Here is a 17955-nt window from a genome sequence, read left to right as displayed (position 1 = left end):
AATCCGGCTAGAGCCGAGCTTGAGGTAACGGCCCCAGGGTTTGGGCCATGAACACGACAGCCACCCTCCAGCGCCCCGCCGCCGTCACCACCCTGGCGCCGGCCGCCACCCCGAACCTGTGGGCCCCGGCCACGGCGGGCATCGAGCTGACCGTCGTCGTCCCCTTCTACAACTGCGGCCCGGTGGTGGCCCGGACGATCCGCGACATCGCCGCCACCCTCACCGCCGCCGGCGTCGGCTACGAGATCATCGCGGTCAACGACGGCAGCACCGACGGCTCCCAGCACCACGTCCACGGCATCCCCGGCGTCCGCCTGATCGACAACCGCACCAACTCGGGCAAGGGCAACGCGCTGCACCAGGGCTTCGCCGCCGCGCGGGGCGCCTGGGTCGGGTTCATCGACGCCGACGGCGACATCGCCCCGCACCACCTCGCCACCTACCTGATGCTGGCCCGCGGGGGCGACCACGCCGCCGTCTACGCCGACAAGCGTCACTCCGCCTCGGTCAGCGGCGCCTCGAAGCTCCGCAAGCTCATCTCGATCGTCTACTCGACCCTGGTCGCCCTGCTCTTCCTGCTGAAGGTCAAGGACACCCAGACCGGCTGCAAGATCATCCGCCGGGACGCGCTCGCCCAGCTCCTGCCGCACCTGCGGGAGCAGCGGTTCGCCTTCGACCTGGAGTTCTTCGTCGCCGCCAAGGCCGCCGGCATCCGCGACATGCACGCCGCCCCGGTCGCGCTCAACACCGGCGCCAACGGCAGCACCGTCACCACCGACACGATCCTCCGCACGCTGCGCGACACCGTCACGATCCACCGTCGCCACCTGGCCGGCCACTACCGGCAGGCCGCCGTCTGAGCCACTCCCGCCGGTGCTCCAGCACCCCGGCGACGAGCAGAGCCGTCAGCGAGAACAGCGACACCGCCAGACCCAGGCGCAACCACTTCCACGGCGTGTACCGCACCGTGAAGGCCCCGGAACCGGCCCGGACCGCCACCGTCCCCGCCACGGTGGGCCGGGTGACCTGATCACCCGCCGTCCAGTTCGCCGACCATTCCTCGGGCAGCACCACCCAACCGGGCGCACCCGCGGCGACCTGCCACCGCGTCGACCCGTCGCGGCGAGCACCACCCGACGCGGCGGAGGGCACCACACCGTCGCCGGCCCCGGAGAGCACCGCCTCCGTTCCCAGGTGGCCGCCGCCCGCCCACCCCAGCGCATCGGCGAGATCCCCGTCCCGGGCGCTCACCACCCGGCCCGTCCCGTCCACCGTCACCCGGTAGAGGTCGAGTTCCGCGGTCCGCAGCACCGGCGCCAGGTCCCGCTGCCGGCCCAGCCAGGCGTACGTGTCACTCTCCCGGTCCCTGGCCAGCACCACGTACCGGACCCCCAGGGGAGCGATCAGCCGCCCGAACCCGCCGCCGCCACCCCGGGCGATCAGTTCGTCCAGGTAGGCCATCCGCCGGGACGCCGAGTTGGACCGCACCGGGCCCAGCTCCGCGGCGTCGCTGCTGAGCACCGGCCGGCGGAAGAACGCCCCGGCCGGCGTCGCCACGGTGCGCGCGGCGGTGAACGTGAACGGCTGGTACTGGTGCCACGGCAGGAACAGCACCGACTCGTCGCCGGCACCCATCAGCCGGTCGGCGGCGTACCAGGCCGGCGGATAGTGGCTCACCCGCACACTGCCGCCGAGACCCCAGACCAGGGAGGCACCGACCGTCGCGTACATCCCGATCAGTGCCGGCGCGGACGCGACCGCGACCGCCTGGCGCAGCAGCGAGCGGCTAGGGCGCAGGCGGGTCATCACCGCCTCCACCGTGGCGCCGATGCCCACGGCGTACCCGATCATCGCCAGCGCCACCCATTTCTGCTGCTCACGCATGGCCTCGAAGAGGGGGAGGGCGTCGAAGGCGATCCGGTACACGGTGCCGAGCGGGCCGTCGATCCCGGCGCCGAGCAGCAGACCGGTGACCGTGACGGCGACCATCGGCACACCGGTGACCGGCTCGCTGCGGCACAGCCGGGCCAGGCCCACGACCGCGGCCACCACCAGCACCACGCCCGGGGCCAGGCCCAGCGCGGCCTCCGGGCTGCTGTCGGCGGCACCCCGCCAGAACCCGCGCAGGGTGGCGACCGTGGCCGCGAGACCGGCCGAGCCCGGGTACGTCGCGTACACCTCCAGGTCCAGGTCGCCGACCCGGACGGTGAGGATCGCGTTCGCCACCACGACGGCGGCGTAGGCGTAGACACAGCCGGCCGACACGATCACCACCGCGGTACGCACCACGTCCGGCCACCGCGGCCGGGGCAGCAGCGCGATCGCCACCAGCACCGCGGCCCCGAGCCAGGCGGCGTGTGCGCCGACCGAGATGGCCAGGGCGTACCAGCCGGCCGGGCGGGCGGCGAACCACCGGCCCCGGCGCCGGGCGTGCAGCGCGGACGCCGCCATCGGGCCGAGCAGCGCCACCGCCAGCAGGAACGGCACGTGCCCGGCCTGGATCCGCTCGACGACGAACGGGTTCAGGCAGGCGAACAGTGCCGCCGGGTGCCGCCGCCACCGGCTGCCACCGGCGAGGGCCGAGACCCCGCCCGCGACGATCGGGAAGTACGCCAGCACCATCAGCCAGCTGGTCGCACCGGCCCCGAACAGCGTACGGATCCCGTGGGTGGCCAGCCGGTACGGCAGGGCGTCGAGCGCGGCCGGGTCGAGCCCGTAGAGACCCGGCGTGAGCGCCTGATGCGGTCCCGACACCCAGTCCAGCAGCAGCAGATGGCCGGAGCGGGTCCACGGCGCCACCACCAGCACACCGGCGACCAGACCGAGCAGCACCGACTCCGCCGTCAGCCCGCCGGCACGGGCCATGACCGGGCGCTGCCGCCGATGCCGGCCGGACCGGTTTCGGCGGTGTTCGGTCACTTAATCCACTATCGCCGCTGTTCCGAGCCTCGGGGGCGATTCCGGCAACGTTCTCAACCCCGGGCCGCCGCGGTCGATCTTCCCGGTCACCGCCGCACCCCCCGGAGGACCGATGCGCATCCTGATCCTGAACTGGCGAGACCTGAGCCACCCGGCGGCCGGCGGGGCCGAGGTCTACACCGAACAGGTGCTGCGCCGGTGGGCGGCGGCCGGCCACCAGGTCACCCTGTTCGCCGCGGCGGTGCCCGGCCGGCCGGGCGACGAGATCCGCGACGGCTACCGGATCATCCGGGCCGGCAGCCGGTTCACCGTCTACCGGGAGGCCCGCCGATGGTGGCGCCGGCACGGGCGCGGCAGCTTCGACGTGGTGATCGACGAGACCAACACGGTGCCGTTCCACGCGCACGAGTGGGTCGACGACGGCACCCGGACCATCGCCCTGGTCCACCAGACCTGTGAGGAGATCTGGCACATCAACGCACCGCCGGTCCTGGCGCACCTCGGTCGCCGGCGGCTGGAGCCGAACTGGCTGCGGCGCCTCGGTGGCAGCCCCATCCTGGCGGTGTCCGAGTCGACGCGGGGCGCGCTGGCCCGCTTCGGCGCACACGACGTGACGGTGGTGCCCGAGGGCTACGAGCCGCCCTGGCCGCTGCCCCGGCCGGTCAAGGAGGAACAGCCCACCGCGGTGTTCTGCGGCCGGATGGTGGCTTACAAGCGGCCCGGCGACGTGATCCGCGCGGTCGCGCTGGCCCGGGAGCGGGTGCCCGGCCTGCGACTGTGGATGATCGGCGGCGGTCCCCTGCTGGACCGTCTGGCCGCGGCCGCACCCGGGCACGTCACGTTCCACGGACGGGTCTCCGACGAGGTGAAACACGATCTCATGGCCCGGGCGCACGTCCACCTGGCCGCCAGTGTCCGGGAGGGCTGGGGCCTGGTCGTCACCGAGGCCGCCGCCCTGGGCACCCCGACCATCGCGTACGACGTACCCGGACTGCGCGACTCGACGACCGCGGCCGGCGGGGTGGTGGTGCCGCCCCGGCCGGAGGCGATGGCCGGCCGGCTCGCCGATCTGCTGCCCGGCTGGCAGCGTCAGCCGCCCGCCCCGCTGCCGTACGGCGGCGCGCACTCCTGGGACACGGTCGCCGAGATCCTGCTGACGGCGGTCCGGCAGCACGCCCGGGTGCCCCGCGGCCCGATGCTGGTGGCGGCGTGACCGTTCAGTGGCAGGCGGCCTCGCCCTCGTCCTCGACGGCGTCGGCCGCCTCCAGTGGATGGAACCGCCACCGGTAGGAGTCCGGTCGCAGCGTCAGTTCCAGCACCCCGTGGTGGTCGTAGTCGGTGTACTCACCGGTCACCGCGCCGGCCGCGGGTGGCAGCTCGGGGCGGTAGTGCGCCTGTCCCCCGGTGCCGACGACGAACTGCCGGACCCCCTCGTCGTCGCGCCGGCCGTCACCGTTCATCGGCGCGAACCGTTCGTAGTGCGCGTCGTGGCCGGAGAGCACCAGCTCCACCCGGTTCTCGTAGAGGGTGCGGAACAGGTCCGCGGTCCGGTCGCCGGAGCCGCCGAGGCCGCTCGACCAGCGCGGATGGTGCCAGGCGGCGATCACGCAGCGGTCACCGGCGGCGGCCAGGTCGGTGGCCAGCCAGGTGTGCTGCGGCGAGCCGGGCCCGCACCCGCCGGCCACCGCGGAACAGTTGGAGTTCAGCACCACCAGGTGCCATTGGCCGATCTCCTCGGACCAGTAGCCGCGGGGGTCGCGGATCCGCTCACCGAAGTAGGCGGTGAACGACGACGCGTCCTGCACCTTGTACTCCTGGTTGCCGAAGACCGGCACGGTGCGGTCCCGCAGGCGGCCGAACGACGGGCCGTAGACCGTGCGGAACGCCTCACCGGTCGGCACCTCGTGCTGGACGTCGCCGAGCGCCAGCAGGTAGTCCGGGTCCAGGGCGACCGCCAGGTCCGAGACGGACTGCTGACGGCACCGGTCACCCGGCGGCTCGCCGGGCGGCTTCAGGTCCGGGTCGGCCGGGTCGCAGGCCATGTCGCCGGCGGCCACCACCGTGACGACCGACGGGGCGATGATGAACCGCCGGCCGGCCGGCCACATCATCACCGCCACCAGAACGGTGACCAGGGCGCCCGCGGTGCCGAGGACCAGGTGCCGGCGGGCCCAGCGCATCCGCCGCCGGGACCGGCCGCCGAGCAGCCGCCGGACGAGCCCGGTCAGCGTCGCCATCGCCGTCGCCGTCTCCGGCGGTGCCGGACCGCCCAGGCTCCGGGACGGCCGGCGGGCAGGCGTACGGCATACATGAACGCGACCGACAGCACGACGGTGACGGGCAGCAGGTAGAACGCGTACCGGGCGATCCGGGCCGGGCCGTAGCGGATCGCGAAGTCACCGCCGGCCGGCAGCTCCCAGCCGCTCATCCAGCCCTGCAACGTCACCTTCCGCGCGCCGGGGATGCCGGTCAGCGCCCAGCCCGGGGCGGCGCTCTCGGCCATCGCCAGGACGGTGGGCCCGGCCGCGGTGACGGTGCCGGCGAAGTGCGCCGGGTTCTCCCGCTCCCAGTCGGCCACCGCGGCGGCGCCCGGCTCGTCCTGCCGGATCAGGACCACGGCCGAGGTGGACGCGACCGGGCGGATCCGCACTCCCCGGTACTCCACCTGCGACTGCCGGGTTCCCTCCAGGTCGCGCAGCCCGTACAGGTAGAGGCGGGCCTCGACGGTGTTCGGATCCGGCGGGATCAGTGCCTCGTACGGCGTCCAGCCCTGGTACACCGCGACCGTCGGCAGTTTGCGGCACAGGTCGGGCCCGCGCAGGTAGAGACAGAACTTCGGGTTGCGCAGGGCGACGCTGCGCGCCTCCATCGACAGCTCGTACAGCGAGGCGCCCCCGAAGTCCTCGGCGGCGGCGCCGATGCAGGCCAGATGGCTGACCGCCTTGAGGGTGTAGGTGGTCTCGCCGTCCGGCCCGGTCTGCGCCTCGGCGGCCAGTCCGGCCTGTTCGGCGGTCTGGTCGTCGTAGCGGTAGCAGTCCTCCAGAGGTTCGAACGGCGACAGGATCGACCCGGACAGCCCGCCGTCGACGCGCAGCTCGTGGTCGCCGGCGGCGAGGTCGACGGTGGTCTCCGGCACGGCCGGGGGCCACACCTCGGGCCGGCCCACCTCCTCCAGCGCCTGCACCTGAACGCCGCGGTACTCCACCACGGTCGGCGACGACAGCCGGCGGCCCACGTCGGCGTGCAGGATGATCTGGAGCGTCCCGCCGGCGTCCATGGTCACCACGCCCTCGAACGGCGTCCACTCCTTGGCGAGCCCGAGCCGGGTCGACAGTTCACAACCGGCGGCACCGGACTGCCACAGGCAGATCTGCGGCCGGGGCCCGGACACGTGCCGGTACTGCATCCGGATCCGGTAGATCTGGCCGGCCGGCGCGTCGTCGACGATCACCCGGGTGCAGCCGGCGTGGTCGGAGGCGGTGAGCCGGACCGCCGGGCCCTGCTTCGAGTCGGACGTCACGGCGGACAGGCCCAGCTCGCTCCAGGGCCGTGGCTCGTAGTTGTTGCAGTCGAAGACCGGGCTGAACCCGCTCACCTTCACCGGGTCCGGGTCGGCGGCCAGCAGGGTGAGGCCGGTGGCCGCGCCGACCGGCACCGGCTTCGGCTCGTCGACGTCGAGGGACACCACCCGGCGCGTGCCGGCCGGCTTGATCGCGAGGACCGGGCGGCCGTCCGGCAGCGGCACCCGCAGCGCGGGCCGCCGGGACACCGGCCGCCCGTCGACCCGTACCACCGTCGGGTCCTCCAGCAGCAGGTCGCCGCCCTCGACGCGGGGGATCAGCGCGGGCGCGGCGCGGGCCCGCTGGGCGACCGTGTACCGGCCGGCCGGCACCCGCACCGTCGTCACCGGGGAGCCCCGGTCCACCGCGGGGACCGGCCAGTGCACGACGTCCGGCGTGACGGCGGCGGTGTCGTCGACCCGCGGGCTGGTGGCCGCGGCCGGGGCGTCCGGGCGGGCCGCGATCGCGGTGCCGGACCCGACCGTGCCGAGCACCGCCGCGCCCGCGTCCGGCCGGGCCGGGGCGTCGAGCACCCGGTCGTACGTGCGGACGGTGGGACTGGAGCCGTCGCCGAGCCGCCACACCTGGAGCAGGCCGTCGACCTCCAGGGTGGCGCCGGGCACCCGGGCCATCGCCGCGGCCAGCACCCGGTCGTCGGCGAAGTACCGGTTCGGCAGGCCGCGTACCAGGTCGTGCCGGACGATCACCCGGCTCGCCCCGATCGAGTCCAGCAGTCGCGGCACCGGCTCCAGGTCACCGGCCAGCAGCGCGCTCTCGATCAGCCGCAGGCCGGCGGCGAAACCGGGCACGTCACCGAAGTAGCCGTCCGGCTTCGGCTGCACCACCGGATGCTTGATCAGCAGGTTCGCGATGCTGTCCGCACCGAAGAAACCCCAGGTCGTCGGCATCTGGTAGTAGTCGTCCAGGGGCAGCACGAACACCTTGCCGGGGCGCGGGTCGGCGTCGATGTGCCCGGCCACGTCCCACCACTCCTGCGCCACCCGCACGTGCATCGAGGGCTGGGTCGGCCGCTCGTCGGGCATCACCCCGCCGGTGTACAGCGGGTACGGGTAGGCCAGTGCCAGCAGGACCGGTGCGGCCGCCACGACCCGCCCGTACGGGCGCCGCCGCCGGGGCAGCAGGCGCAGCCGGAGCAGCAGCCCCTCGACCGTGACGGCGAGCATCACCCCGAAGAACGAGATCAGCAGCTGACCGAGTTTGCTCATCGGCTCCCGGAACAGCCAGAAGCCGGGGGCGTGCAGGTACAGGAACAGGTTGATCTTCGCCAGGGGCGGGCGCAGCCCTTTGGCCAGGAACACGAACACCAGGATGACCACGAGCAGGCCCAGCGTGACCCGTCGCAGCCGCCGGGACGCGACCAGCGGGGCCAGGAAGACCAGGGCGGGCAGCAGGTAGCGGATCCAGATCCACCACGGCCGGTCCAGGTCGGCGGCGAACGGCAGGTACTGCGGCAGGAACCAGGCCCAGTTCGCCACCATCGTGAGGATGTTCGGCGGCACGTTGTTGACCTGCGACCAGGACCAGTTGGTGGGGTCGGTGAAGGTGGCGTTGGCGGTCGCGCCACCACCGCCGGTGAAGCTCTGCGCCAGCGGCACCAGCCACCACGCGTTCAGGCAGATCGCCCACGGCACGGCGGCGGCGAACCATCTCAGCAGCCGCCAGGCCGCCGGCCGGCCGATCAGGAGCGCGGCCAGCAGCGGTGTGCCGGCCACCGCCCAGGCGTACGCGACCACCAGCATCGGCGGGTTGAAACTGAGGAACGACGTGGGCATCAGCGCGAACCCGGCGATCGGCGCCGGGACCCGCCGCCCCAGGGCGACCCGCATCGCCACACCGGTGATCAGCGCGACCGAACCCACCGAGATGACGTTGAGCGGGTTCGGCAGCCGGGTCAGGAAGAATCCGTTGAGCATGCCGAACGCGCCGGCCACCACGATGCCGGCCTGGCTGCGGACGAACGCGCCGGCCAGGTACGCCACCCCGAACCCGACCAGGCCGTAGATGCACGTGTAGTACAGCCACTGGGCGGAGTACTCGGTGAGCCCCACCAGCCGGCACAACCGGATCAGGACGAACTCGAACGCCCGCGCCATGGTGTAGGCGGCCGAGCCGGCCCCGGTGATCTGATGGTTCCACGACCAGGTCATCTCCGGTTCCCAGCCGCGGCGGATGAAGGCCCCCATGTCGCCGCCGGCGATGAACGTCCCGGTCCGGAACCAGCGGCTGACGATCAGCACGTCCAGCGCCAGCACGATCAGATACGGCCGGGCCGCCACCAGCGCGGCGCGGCGCGGCAGGTCCAGCACCGGCCGGCCCCGGCCGCGGAGCGCGAGCAGTCCGAGGGGCACGGCCGCCGTGGCGAGCGCGAGGCCGACCAGGCACAACCAGAAGACCACGGTGGTACGGCCGAACGCGTGCGCCGGTCCACTCACCGCGAAGAGGACGACCGCCACCGCCAGCGCGGGCCGCCACCATCGGCCGGCCAGGGCCCGCGGGTCACGACGGCGGCGATGCCGATGGGCCGGGCGGCGCACCGCGCGGCCGGGGTCCGGAGAGGGCACCGGCCGGTCCCGCGTTCCCGGCCGGGCAAGATCGAGCGCCACGGCATACCTCCGGACATCTGCCGTCGACATACCCTTCGGCGCGTTCGCGGCACGGCTGAGCCGGTGCCCGGCGGGGGCAGGTTCAAGTTCGCCGGAACCAGCTCAAGACCAGATCAGGAGGCGGGCAAGGTTGGCTCGCAGGCGTTCCCCCGGCCGTCGGCGGTCCCGCAGACTTCTGCACATGTCGAACACCAGCGCCACCGCCCGCCGTACCGCCACCGCCCTGATGATCTTCCTGGCGATGTGCGGCATGGCGCTGGTCCTCGACGCGAAGCCGGCCGGCGCCTCGGCGGGCTCCGACAAGCTGATGCTGACCTGGGCCGACGGCGGCGGTCGCCTGCTGGTCGCCGGCGCCGGGTACCGGGCCCGCGACCTGGTCGAGGTCCGTCTCGGCAGCAGCCCGATCCAGCAGGCCCGCGGCGACGACAACGGCCGCATCGAGATCAGCGTGCCGGAGACGATGCTGGTGGCCGGCAGCTCCGGAACCAGCATCGTGCTGGCCGGCCGCTCGGTCTCCGGCTCCTCCCGGATCCTGATCTCGGCGATCCCGCCGCGGGCGGCCGCGCGTGGCCCGGTCGACCTGCTCCCGTGGGCCCTCGGCGCCGTCGCGCTGGCCGCCCTGCCGCTGGGCCTGTGGCTGCGCCGCCGCGGCCAGGGCACGCCCGGCACCACGCCGGGCGGCTACCGCGGCCGGCACGCCGCCTGAAACCCGGCCGGCACGCCGCCTGAAGCCGGACCGCGCGCCTCCTGAAGCTCGGCCGGCACGCGAACCCGGCCGGCGGCGCGCCGTCTGAAACCGATCAGCACCCGAACCCCACCCGGCGCCGCTCCCCAGGAGGCACAGCATGAATGTCCGGGCTCCCCCGCCCGGCTCGCTCCCACGCGAAAGGTCTGGCATGGGATATGCAGCGCGCAGCCTCGTCGAGGCGATCCCCGTACCCGCGGCGATCCTGGACCTCGACGGTCGTGTGCTCGTCGCCAACGGGCGATGGACCGCGCCGGACCGCGACGGTGGGCTCTACCCGGCCGAGGGCGGGTTCCTCAGCGCGTCGCCGGGGCCATGCGGCGGGCACCGGGGGGTGCTCGAGGCGGTGTGGCGCCTGACGCCCACCACGCCGCCCGCCCGGGTGCGCTGCCGGTGCGACGAGGCCGTCGAACGGGTCCTCCAGGTCGCCGCGCTCGACGCCGGTGACGGGGAACGGCAGTGCCTGGTCACCGAGATCACCGAGGAGACCGGCACCGACACCCGGGCCGAGTTCCTGGCACTGCTCAGCCATGAGGCGCGCACCCCGGTGACCACCGTCGTGGCGGCGGTCGAGCTGCTCCGGGCGCAGTCGCTGGAGCAGGGCGTCCGGGAGATCGTGGACAACGTCTACTTCTCCACCCGGGCGCTGGAGACGCTCACCGACAACCTGCTCGACCTGGGCCGCCTGGAGACCGGGCGGCTGCGCCTGGCGCACGAGCCGGTGACGATCCGGACGCTGCTGGAGGGCGTGGTCGAGCCGCTCCAGCGGGAGTCGCGGAGCAAGGGCATCCTGCTGCTCACCGCCCCGGCGCCGGATCTCCCGCCGGCCGTCCAGGGTGACGCCGGGCGGTTGCGGCAGGTGCTCGACGCCGTGGTCGGCAACGCCGTCAAGTTCACCACCGCCGGTGAGGTCGTGGTGCTGGCCGAGGCGCCCGGCGACGGGACGTGGGTGATGACGGTGTCGGACACCGGCCCCGGCATCGACGAACCGCAGCGGGCCCGGATCTTCCAGCCGTTCACCCAGGCCGACTCGTCCAGCGCACGGCGGCACGAAGGCGCCGGCCTCGGGCTGGCGCTCGCGTCCCGCCTGATCGCCCGGATGGACGGGACCATCGAGGTCGAGTCCACACCCGGCGCCGGCACACTGTTCCGGATCCGGCTGCCGTTGCAGGTCGCGCCGGCGCCCCCCGACGACGAGCCGCGACCGCTCGCCCGCCGCCGGATCGCCGTGGTCGCCCCGACCCGCCGATCGACGCAGGCACTGGCCTGGCTGCTGGCCGGAGCCGGAGCCGAACCGGTGCCGGCCGCGTTCGCCGAGGTGATCCGGCCGATGGCGGACGTCGACACGGTGCTGTGGTGCGACGACGCGCACGACACCGAGGCGGCACAGCGGGCCGACACCGTCGGCCGGGCGGTCGGGCCGGACGGGCAGGGCCTGATGATCAGCACCACCGACCCGCGAACCGGCGTGGTCCGGCGGCCCGGTGTGCTGACCGCGCCGCTGGTGCTCAACCGCCTGGTCGCCGCCCTCAACCAGGAGCGCACCGGAGTCCGCGGCGCCCCGGTCACGGTGCCCCCGCTGTCTGGCGGCCGGGTCCTGCTCGCCGAGGACAACGAGGTCAACCGCACCGTCTTCCGCCGGATGATCGAGCTGATGGGCGTCACCTGCGACACCGTCGTCGACGGCGCCGCGGCGGCCCGGGCGGCGCTCGGTGACACCGGCTACGACGTGGTGCTGATGGACGTCCAGATGCCGCGCACCGACGGGCTGGAGGCGACCCGGCTGATCCGGGCGGCCGGCTGCCGTACCCCGATCCTGGCTCTGACCGCGACCGCACCGGCCGACCGGGACCGATGCCTGGCCGCCGGAATGAACGGGCGCCTGAGCAAGCCGATCACCCTGCCCGAGCTGCGGGCCGCGCTGGCGCCCTACCTGCATCCCGCGGCCACCGCGCCACCGGGCGATCCCGATGACCGGCTCAGCTCCCGCATCCCGACCGACGGCGATCCCTCTCCGGTGATGACCCGATGAACCCCCAGCAGGAAAGGCCCACGGTGTCCGACAGCGCCGCAACCGTCAACATCGAAATCGCCGGTCTCCGCGCCGAACTGGAGCAGGAGCGCCGCCACAACGCGCAGCTGCGGGCCACGATGGACGGGCTGCACCGGTCGGTGGACGAACTGCGGACCTTCGCGCGCGACGTCAGCCACGATCTGAAGGCGCCGCTCGCCGGCATCCTCGGCTACGCCCAGCTGCTCGAACACCTCGACTTCGGGTGGCCGCGCCCGGCCGGCTACGACGAGTTCGTCGGCGAGATCAACCGCAGCGCCGACCGGATGCGGCGGCTCATCGACGACGTGCTCGCCTATTCGGCGACCTCCGACAGCCCGCTGCGCCTGGGCCCGATCGACCTGTCCGCCCTCGTCGACGACCTGACGGCGGACGCGGTCGGCCTGATCCGGCCGCGGCCCCTGATCACCCACGACGGGCTGCCGGCCGTGCACGGCGACCACGGCATGATCCGGCGGCTGCTCGAGAACCTGCTCGGCAACGCGATCAAGTACGTGCCGATGGGCGAGGCCGCCCGGGTGCACGTCTCCGCCCGGGCACTCGACGACGACATGGTCCGGATCGAGATCACCGACCACGGGATCGGGATCCAGGACGGACAGCACGAGGCCATCTTCGAGGAACTTCACCGGGCGCATCCCGAGGCGTACCCGGGAAATGGTCTCGGCCTGCCCATCTGCCGCCGCATCGTGCAGCGGATGGGCGGCGCCATCGGTGCCGACCCGCAGTTCCGCGGCGGCGCCCGCATCTGGTTCACCCTGCCGCCGGCACGGAGGGCCGGCACACCGTACGCGCCGGTGGTCCCGGAAGTTGACCTCGACCACACCCCGGCTTGAGGCGCGCTTGAGATGGCGAGCCGATTGATCCCCCCGGAACCCCCAACGACAAGAACGAGGTCCAGATGGACTTGAGGCGACTATTAGTCGCGGTGGGCGTAGGGACGCTCGGGCTGGCGACCGTCTCGGTCGCCGTCCCGTCGAGTGCCTCCGCCGCACCCGCGGCGCCCAGGAGCCTGGCCGTCGCCAGAGCGGCGGACGACGTGTACAAGGTGCGGGTCACCTGGAAGACGGTCCCCGACGTCGACCACTACGCGATCGACATCATCGCCGGTGACGTCCAGACCGTGCTCGACCTGCCGGCCACGGCGACCGAGTACACGATCGACGCCCCCAACCCGTGCACCGCCTACAAGGTGCGGGTCGGCGCGGTCGACAAGGCCGGCGAGAGCACCAACACCGGCTACTGGTCGCTGCGGGCACTCACCCCGAGCGCCGTGATGGGCATGGCGCCCACCCGTACCGACGAGGGCACCACGGCCACCGCCGCCTGGCGGGTTCCGGCGTGGACCGGCTACACGCCGCTGACCGGCTACCGCTCGGTCTTCACCCGGCTGTCCGACGGTGTCGTCCTCGCCGATCAGACGAGTATGGACATGTCGTTCCGGTACGCCGGCATCGACGCGGACCGCGCGTACACGCTGGCGGTGACCACGGTCAACGAGTACGGCGCCTGCGTGACGGCGAAGTCACTGATCGACCGCTACCGGCCGGCCGACCCGACCAACCTGGTCGTGGAACGGCGTGCCGACGCCCCCGGCACCGTCGATCTGGTGTGGAAGGCGCCGGCCGGCGGGCCCGCGCCCACGTACTACCAGATCGGCTACGGCACGGAGAAGGTGACCAGGCTGGTGAAGGTCGACGCGTCGGCCCGCACCACCACGCTCTCCCTGGCCGCCGACAAGAGCTGGGTCGTGGAGCTCAAGGCGTACAACGAGAACGGCGGCAGCAGCGCCGTGACCGGCACCGTCCCGATCTGGGACCCGAACGCCGAACCCCCGGCGCCGGAGACCGACACCACCATCGTGCCCAGCGGTCCCGACCGGGTGCCCCCGACGATCACCACCACGCTGTCGCAGAAGCCGGTGAACGGCTGGTTCCGGACCCCGGTGACCATCCAGTTCGCCTGTGCCGACGACAGCGGCGCGATCGCCTCCTGCCCGGCGCCGGTGCTCGCCGGCTCCGACGGCCTCGCCCGGCGCTACTCGGGCACGGCCAAGGACGCGGCCGGCAACACCACCACGACCACCGTCACCCTCAAGGTCGACCAGACCGCTCCGCAGATCGCCGCCGAGGTGATCGGTACGAAGAACGCCGCCGGCTGGTACACCACCGCTCCCCGGATCCACTACACCTGCACCGACGCGACGTCGACCGTCTCCAGCTGCCCGGCCGACACCGTGGTCGCCGACGGCCTGGCCCAGAAGGTCACCGGCATCGCCCTCGACAAGGCCGGCAACACCGCGACCGCCACGGTGACGCTCGACGTCGACGTGACCGCCCCGGTCCTGACCACCACGATCGACCAGACCGCGAACAGCGCCGGCTGGTACCGCACCGCCCCCACCGTCCACTTCAACTGCACCGACGGCGCCTCCGGGCTGGCGTCCTGCCCGGCCGACACCACGGTCACCACCGACGGCGCGGGCCAGGTCGTCACCGGCACGGCCGGGGACCGGGCCGGTAACTCCGCCGGCACCTCGGTCACCGTGAACGTCGACCGGACCGCGCCGGCGATCGTCGCCACCCTGGTCGGCGCCGCGAACGACGCCGGCTGGCTGCGGACCGCCCCGACCATCCGGTTCACCTGCACCGACGGTGGTTCCGGCATCGCGTCCTGCCCGGCCGACGTCACCGTCGACACCGACGGCGCGGCCCAGGTCGTCAACGGCACCACCGTCGACAACGCCGGCAACACCACGAGCACCGCGGTCACCGTCGACGTCGACAAGACCGCCCCGGTCGTCACCACCACCGTCGACGCGACCCCCAGCAGCGCCGGCTGGTACCGCACCGCGCCGACCGTCCGGTTCCTCTGCACCGACGCGGCCTCCGGGATCGCGTCCTGCCCGGCCGACACCACGGTCACCACCGACGGTGCGAACCAGGTCGTCACCGGCACCACCGTCGACAAGGCCGGCAACACCACCGGCACCTCGGTCACCGTCAACGTCGACCGGACCGCGCCGAAGATCACCGCCGCGCTGGCCGGCACCGCCAACGGCGCCGGCTGGCACCGCACCCCGCCGACCGTGAAGTTCACCTGCACCGACACCGGCTCGGGCATCGACGTCTGCCCCGCCGACGTCACCGTCAACGCCGACGGCACGGCCCAGGTCGTCACGGGCACCGCCACCGACCGGGCCGGCAACAACACCGCCGTGTCGGTGACCGTCAACGTCGACCGGACCGTACCGGTCGTCACCACGACCGTCGACGGTTCCGCCAACGCCGAGGGCTGGTACCGCACCGCCCCCACGGTCCGGTTCGGCTGCACCGACACCGGCTCCGGCGTCGGCTCCTGCCCGGCCGCCAGGACGGTGACCGGTGACGGTGCCGGCCAGGTCGTGACCGGCACGGCGACCGACCGGGCCGGTAACACGGCCACCGCCACGGCCACGGTCAAGGTCGACCGTACGGCCCCCGCCGTCACCGTCGTCGGAGCCACCGACGGCGCCGTGCTCGGCCCCGACGCCAACCCGGTCCTCTCCTGCGCCACCACCGACCCGGTGTCGGGCGTGGCCACCGCCGCGACGATCAGCCGCGTCGAGAGCAACGGGCACCACACGGTCAGGTGCACCGGTGCGGTCGACAAGGCGGGCAACGCGGCGGCCACGGTCCAGATCACCTACAGCGTCAAGCTGACGGTCCAGTGGCTCATCGACCTGACCCGCCAGTACGGGACCGGGGCCTCCCCGGTCACCCTCCAGCACCTGGCGAACGACCTGAACGCGGGCCGGTTCACGGCGTACATCGCCAAGGTGACGGCGATGACCAACGGCGCCAAGCCGACGCTGACGCCGATCCAGGCGGTGACGCTCACCTACTGGGCGCTGCTGCTGTCCGTGACCTACTGACCGTTCTACCGCTGTAACCGGTGGGCCGGGGCTCGTGGAGCCCCGGCCCACCGTCGTCATACCGGCCTCCGGAGCGGCCGAAATGTGGCCATACTGGGTCATGACCCGACCGCCGACGCTCTCGGTCATCGTGCCGGCCTACAACAGTGCGACGCTGCTCCGCGAGTTCCTGGACTCGTTCCGGGCCTCCGACTTCGGTGACTTCGAGATCGTCGTCAACGACGACGTCCGGTCCACCGACGAGACCGCGGAGATCGTGGCGGAATTCCGGGCCGGCGGCCTGGCCGTGCGGTATCTGCGGGAGAACCGGTCGATGGCGCAGGGACGCCGGCGCGGCGCGGCCGAGGCGTCCGGTGACATCCTGCTGCACCTCGACACCGACATGACGGTGACGCCGGGCCTGCTCGGCGAGTGCGCCGACCTGCTGGCCGAGCGGTACGACGCCCTGGTCGTCCCGGAGGAGTCGTTCGGCACCACCTTCTGGGCGCGGTGCAAGTGGCTGGAGAAGAAGTGCTACGACGGCGTCGAGCAGATCGAGTCGCTGCGCTGCCTGCGCCGGGACGTCTACGAGAAGCTCGGCGGCCACGACGAGCGGATGATCTTCTCCGAGGACAAGGACCTCGACCTGCGGGTCCGGGCCGCCGGCTACCGCGTCGGCCGGACCCGGGGCTTCCTGTACCACAACGAGGGCCGGTTGCGGCTCTCCCGCACCCTCAGGAAGAAACTGGGGTACGTCGGCACGGCCGGCCTGTTCGCCCAGGAGCACCCCGAGGCGTTCCGCTGGCAGATCAACATCCTGCACCGGTTCGCCCTCTACCTGCGCAACATCCGCTACCTGCGGACCCACCCCCTGCTGTACGTGGGCATGTGGTTCATGAAGATCAGCGAGTTCGGTTTCGGGGCGGTCGGTCACCTGCTGCGCCGGTTCGGCCCGGCCGCCCGGGTGGTGCCGGCATGACCCGGGTCGCCCACGTCATCTCCGAGTTCTCCGGGCGGGAGGCGATGGGGCGTACCGTCACCGAGACCGTCCGACGGGTGCCCGGCGAGCACCACCTGATCACCACCCACGTCGTCGACGGCGGGCAGGTCTTCGCCGGCACGCACGAGCTGGGCGGCTCGCTGGAGACGTTCCCCCTGGGCCGGGCGGCCGAGCTGGCCGGTGTGCTCGCCGGGATGCGCCCCGACCTGGTCCACGTGCACGCCGGCGCGCTCGGGCCGCTGCTGGCCCTGCACCCGGCGCTGCGGCCGTACCCGAAACTGCTGACCGTCTACGCCTGGCCCACCCTGCCCGGCCCGCGCGCCTGGCGCCGCGGCACCCTGGCCGAGATGTGGGCGTCGAACGTGCTGCGGCCCCGGGTCGCGGCCACCACGGTGCTGCCGCCGCCGCTGGCCGCCGCGGCACTGCGCCGGGCCGGCGTCACCACGATCCTCACCCCCGACCCGAGGGTCGAGGACCGGCTCGGGCGCCCCGGCGGGCCGTCGATCGTGCGGTACGCCTGTGGCGCCCCCGACGACGAACGCCGTGCCCGCTTCGACCGGGAGTCGCCGGTGATCGTGTTCGCCGGCCGGGCCGAGACGGTGCGGGGGCTCGACACGCTGCTCGACGCGTTTCCCGCGGTCCGCGAGCGCGTCCCCGGCGTACGGCTGCGGCTGCTCCTGATCCCCCGCCCCGAACTGCCCGCCATCCTGGCCCGGGCCGGCTCGGCCGGTGCGGCGATCGACGTCGTCACCGAACCGGTCCCGGACCTGCTCGGTGAGTTCGCCGCGGCCCAGGTCGGGACGTGGCCGTTCAAGTTCGACTACACCACCTCGCCGCCGGCGATGGCACTGGTCGAGGCGATGGCGGTGGGCCTGCCGGTGGTGGGCACCGACGTCGCCTGCGTCCGCGCCGTCCTGGAACCCGGGGTGAACGGCCTGTCCGTCCCGCCCGCCGACCCGCCGGCCCTCGCCCGCGCCCTGATCAGCCTGCTCACCGACGAGGTGGCGTGGCGCCGCTACGCCGTCGCCGGCCGGGAGTCCGCCCGCGACCACATGGGCTGGGAGCAGGCCACCGACCGGGCCGCGGCGGCCTACCGGGCACTCACCGGCGGCCTTGCCCACCGCTTGACATCGGGATGAGCCGG

Annotated in this window: 11 protein-coding genes; 8 read left to right on the top strand and 3 right to left on the bottom strand. The window is 73.5% G+C overall.

Annotated features, from left to right (window positions below):
* The first annotated feature begins 47 nt into the window (after positions 1 to 47).
* Positions 48 to 860, top strand: coding sequence for a glycosyltransferase family 2 protein (locus BC793_RS32080; RefSeq protein WP_109599349.1), 813 nt, complete (start codon positions 48 to 50; stop codon positions 858 to 860).
* Here the strand turns inward: BC793_RS32080 and BC793_RS32075 are convergent.
* Entirely contained in the window at positions 808 to 2919 is a 2112-nt protein-coding gene (locus tag BC793_RS32075; RefSeq protein ID WP_203896424.1) for a hypothetical protein, read from the bottom strand. The genes BC793_RS32080 and BC793_RS32075 overlap by 53 nt on opposite strands.
* 112 nt (positions 2920 to 3031) lie before the next feature.
* Between BC793_RS32075 and BC793_RS32070 the strand changes: the two genes are divergently transcribed.
* A complete protein-coding gene (locus BC793_RS32070; protein WP_109599347.1) occupies positions 3032 to 4132 on the top strand; it encodes a glycosyltransferase family 4 protein in 1101 nt (366 codons plus the stop codon).
* A gap of 4 nt (positions 4133 to 4136) precedes the next feature.
* On the opposite strand, the gene BC793_RS32065 is transcribed toward BC793_RS32070, so the two are convergent.
* The gene (locus tag BC793_RS32065; protein ID WP_239170413.1) at positions 4137 to 5156 is read right to left on the bottom strand and encodes a metallophosphoesterase family protein; all 1020 of its coding nucleotides are present in this window, start codon (positions 5154 to 5156) and stop codon (positions 4137 to 4139) included.
* On the bottom strand, positions 5144 to 9103 hold the full coding sequence (locus BC793_RS32060) for a hypothetical protein (protein ID WP_239170412.1): 3960 nt from the start codon (positions 9101 to 9103) through the stop codon (positions 5144 to 5146). Before BC793_RS32060 ends, BC793_RS32065 begins: the two co-directional genes overlap by 13 nt.
* A gap of 181 nt (positions 9104 to 9284) precedes the next feature.
* On the opposite strand from BC793_RS32060, the gene BC793_RS32050 reads away from it, so the two are divergent.
* The 6 genes from BC793_RS32050 to BC793_RS32025 all read left to right on the top strand — a co-directional run bounded on the left by BC793_RS32050 (position 9285) and on the right by BC793_RS32025 (position 17950).
* Positions 9285 to 9809: a hypothetical protein gene (locus BC793_RS32050; RefSeq protein WP_109599345.1), complete on the top strand. Its 525-nt coding sequence runs from the start codon at positions 9285 to 9287 to the stop codon at positions 9807 to 9809.
* A gap of 190 nt (positions 9810 to 9999) precedes the next feature.
* Positions 10000 to 11880, top strand: a complete 1881-nt coding sequence (locus BC793_RS32045) for an ATP-binding protein (RefSeq protein WP_109599343.1) — start codon at positions 10000 to 10002, stop codon at positions 11878 to 11880.
* Positions 11877 to 12755, top strand: a complete 879-nt coding sequence (locus BC793_RS32040) for a sensor histidine kinase (RefSeq protein ID WP_109599341.1) — start codon at positions 11877 to 11879, stop codon at positions 12753 to 12755. Before BC793_RS32045 ends, BC793_RS32040 begins: the two co-directional genes overlap by 4 nt.
* Before the next feature lie 92 nt (positions 12756 to 12847).
* Entirely contained in the window at positions 12848 to 15832 is a 2985-nt protein-coding gene (locus BC793_RS32035) for a Neogenin (protein ID WP_239170411.1), read from the top strand.
* Between the two features lie 100 nt (positions 15833 to 15932).
* On the top strand, positions 15933 to 16790 hold the full coding sequence (locus BC793_RS32030) for a glycosyltransferase family 2 protein (protein ID WP_158319421.1): 858 nt from the start codon (positions 15933 to 15935) through the stop codon (positions 16788 to 16790).
* On the top strand, positions 16787 to 17950 hold the full coding sequence (locus tag BC793_RS32025; protein ID WP_109599336.1) for a glycosyltransferase family 4 protein: 1164 nt from the start codon (positions 16787 to 16789) through the stop codon (positions 17948 to 17950). Before BC793_RS32030 ends, BC793_RS32025 begins: the two co-directional genes overlap by 4 nt.
* Positions 17951 to 17955 lie beyond the last annotated feature (5 nt).

Origin of the sequence: Actinoplanes xinjiangensis, assembly GCF_003148685.1 — a bacterium.
Classification (GTDB): domain Bacteria; phylum Actinomycetota; class Actinomycetes; order Mycobacteriales; family Micromonosporaceae; genus Actinoplanes; species Actinoplanes xinjiangensis.
The sequence above is the reverse complement of the archived record's forward strand: the minus strand, read 5'-3'. Positions and strand labels throughout refer to the sequence as shown.

Excerpts from the sequence above, each read along its gene's own strand:
- BC793_RS32040 (WP_109599341.1), top strand. The coding sequence starts at position 11,877 with ATGAACCCCCAGCAGGAAAGGCCCACGGTGTCCGACAGCGCCGCAACC.
- BC793_RS32080 (WP_109599349.1), top strand. The coding sequence starts at position 48 with ATGAACACGACAGCCACCCTCCAGCGCCCCGCCGCCGTCACCACCCTG.
- BC793_RS32070 (WP_109599347.1), top strand. The coding sequence starts at position 3,032 with ATGCGCATCCTGATCCTGAACTGGCGAGACCTGAGCCACCCGGCGGCC.
- BC793_RS32050 (WP_109599345.1), top strand. The coding sequence starts at position 9,285 with ATGTCGAACACCAGCGCCACCGCCCGCCGTACCGCCACCGCCCTGATG.
- BC793_RS32045 (WP_109599343.1), top strand. The coding sequence starts at position 10,000 with ATGGGATATGCAGCGCGCAGCCTCGTCGAGGCGATCCCCGTACCCGCG.
- BC793_RS32025 (WP_109599336.1), top strand. The coding sequence starts at position 16,787 with ATGACCCGGGTCGCCCACGTCATCTCCGAGTTCTCCGGGCGGGAGGCG.
- BC793_RS32065 (WP_239170413.1), bottom strand. The coding sequence starts at position 5,156 with ATGGCGACGCTGACCGGGCTCGTCCGGCGGCTGCTCGGCGGCCGGTCC.
- BC793_RS32030 (WP_158319421.1), top strand. The coding sequence starts at position 15,933 with ATGACCCGACCGCCGACGCTCTCGGTCATCGTGCCGGCCTACAACAGT.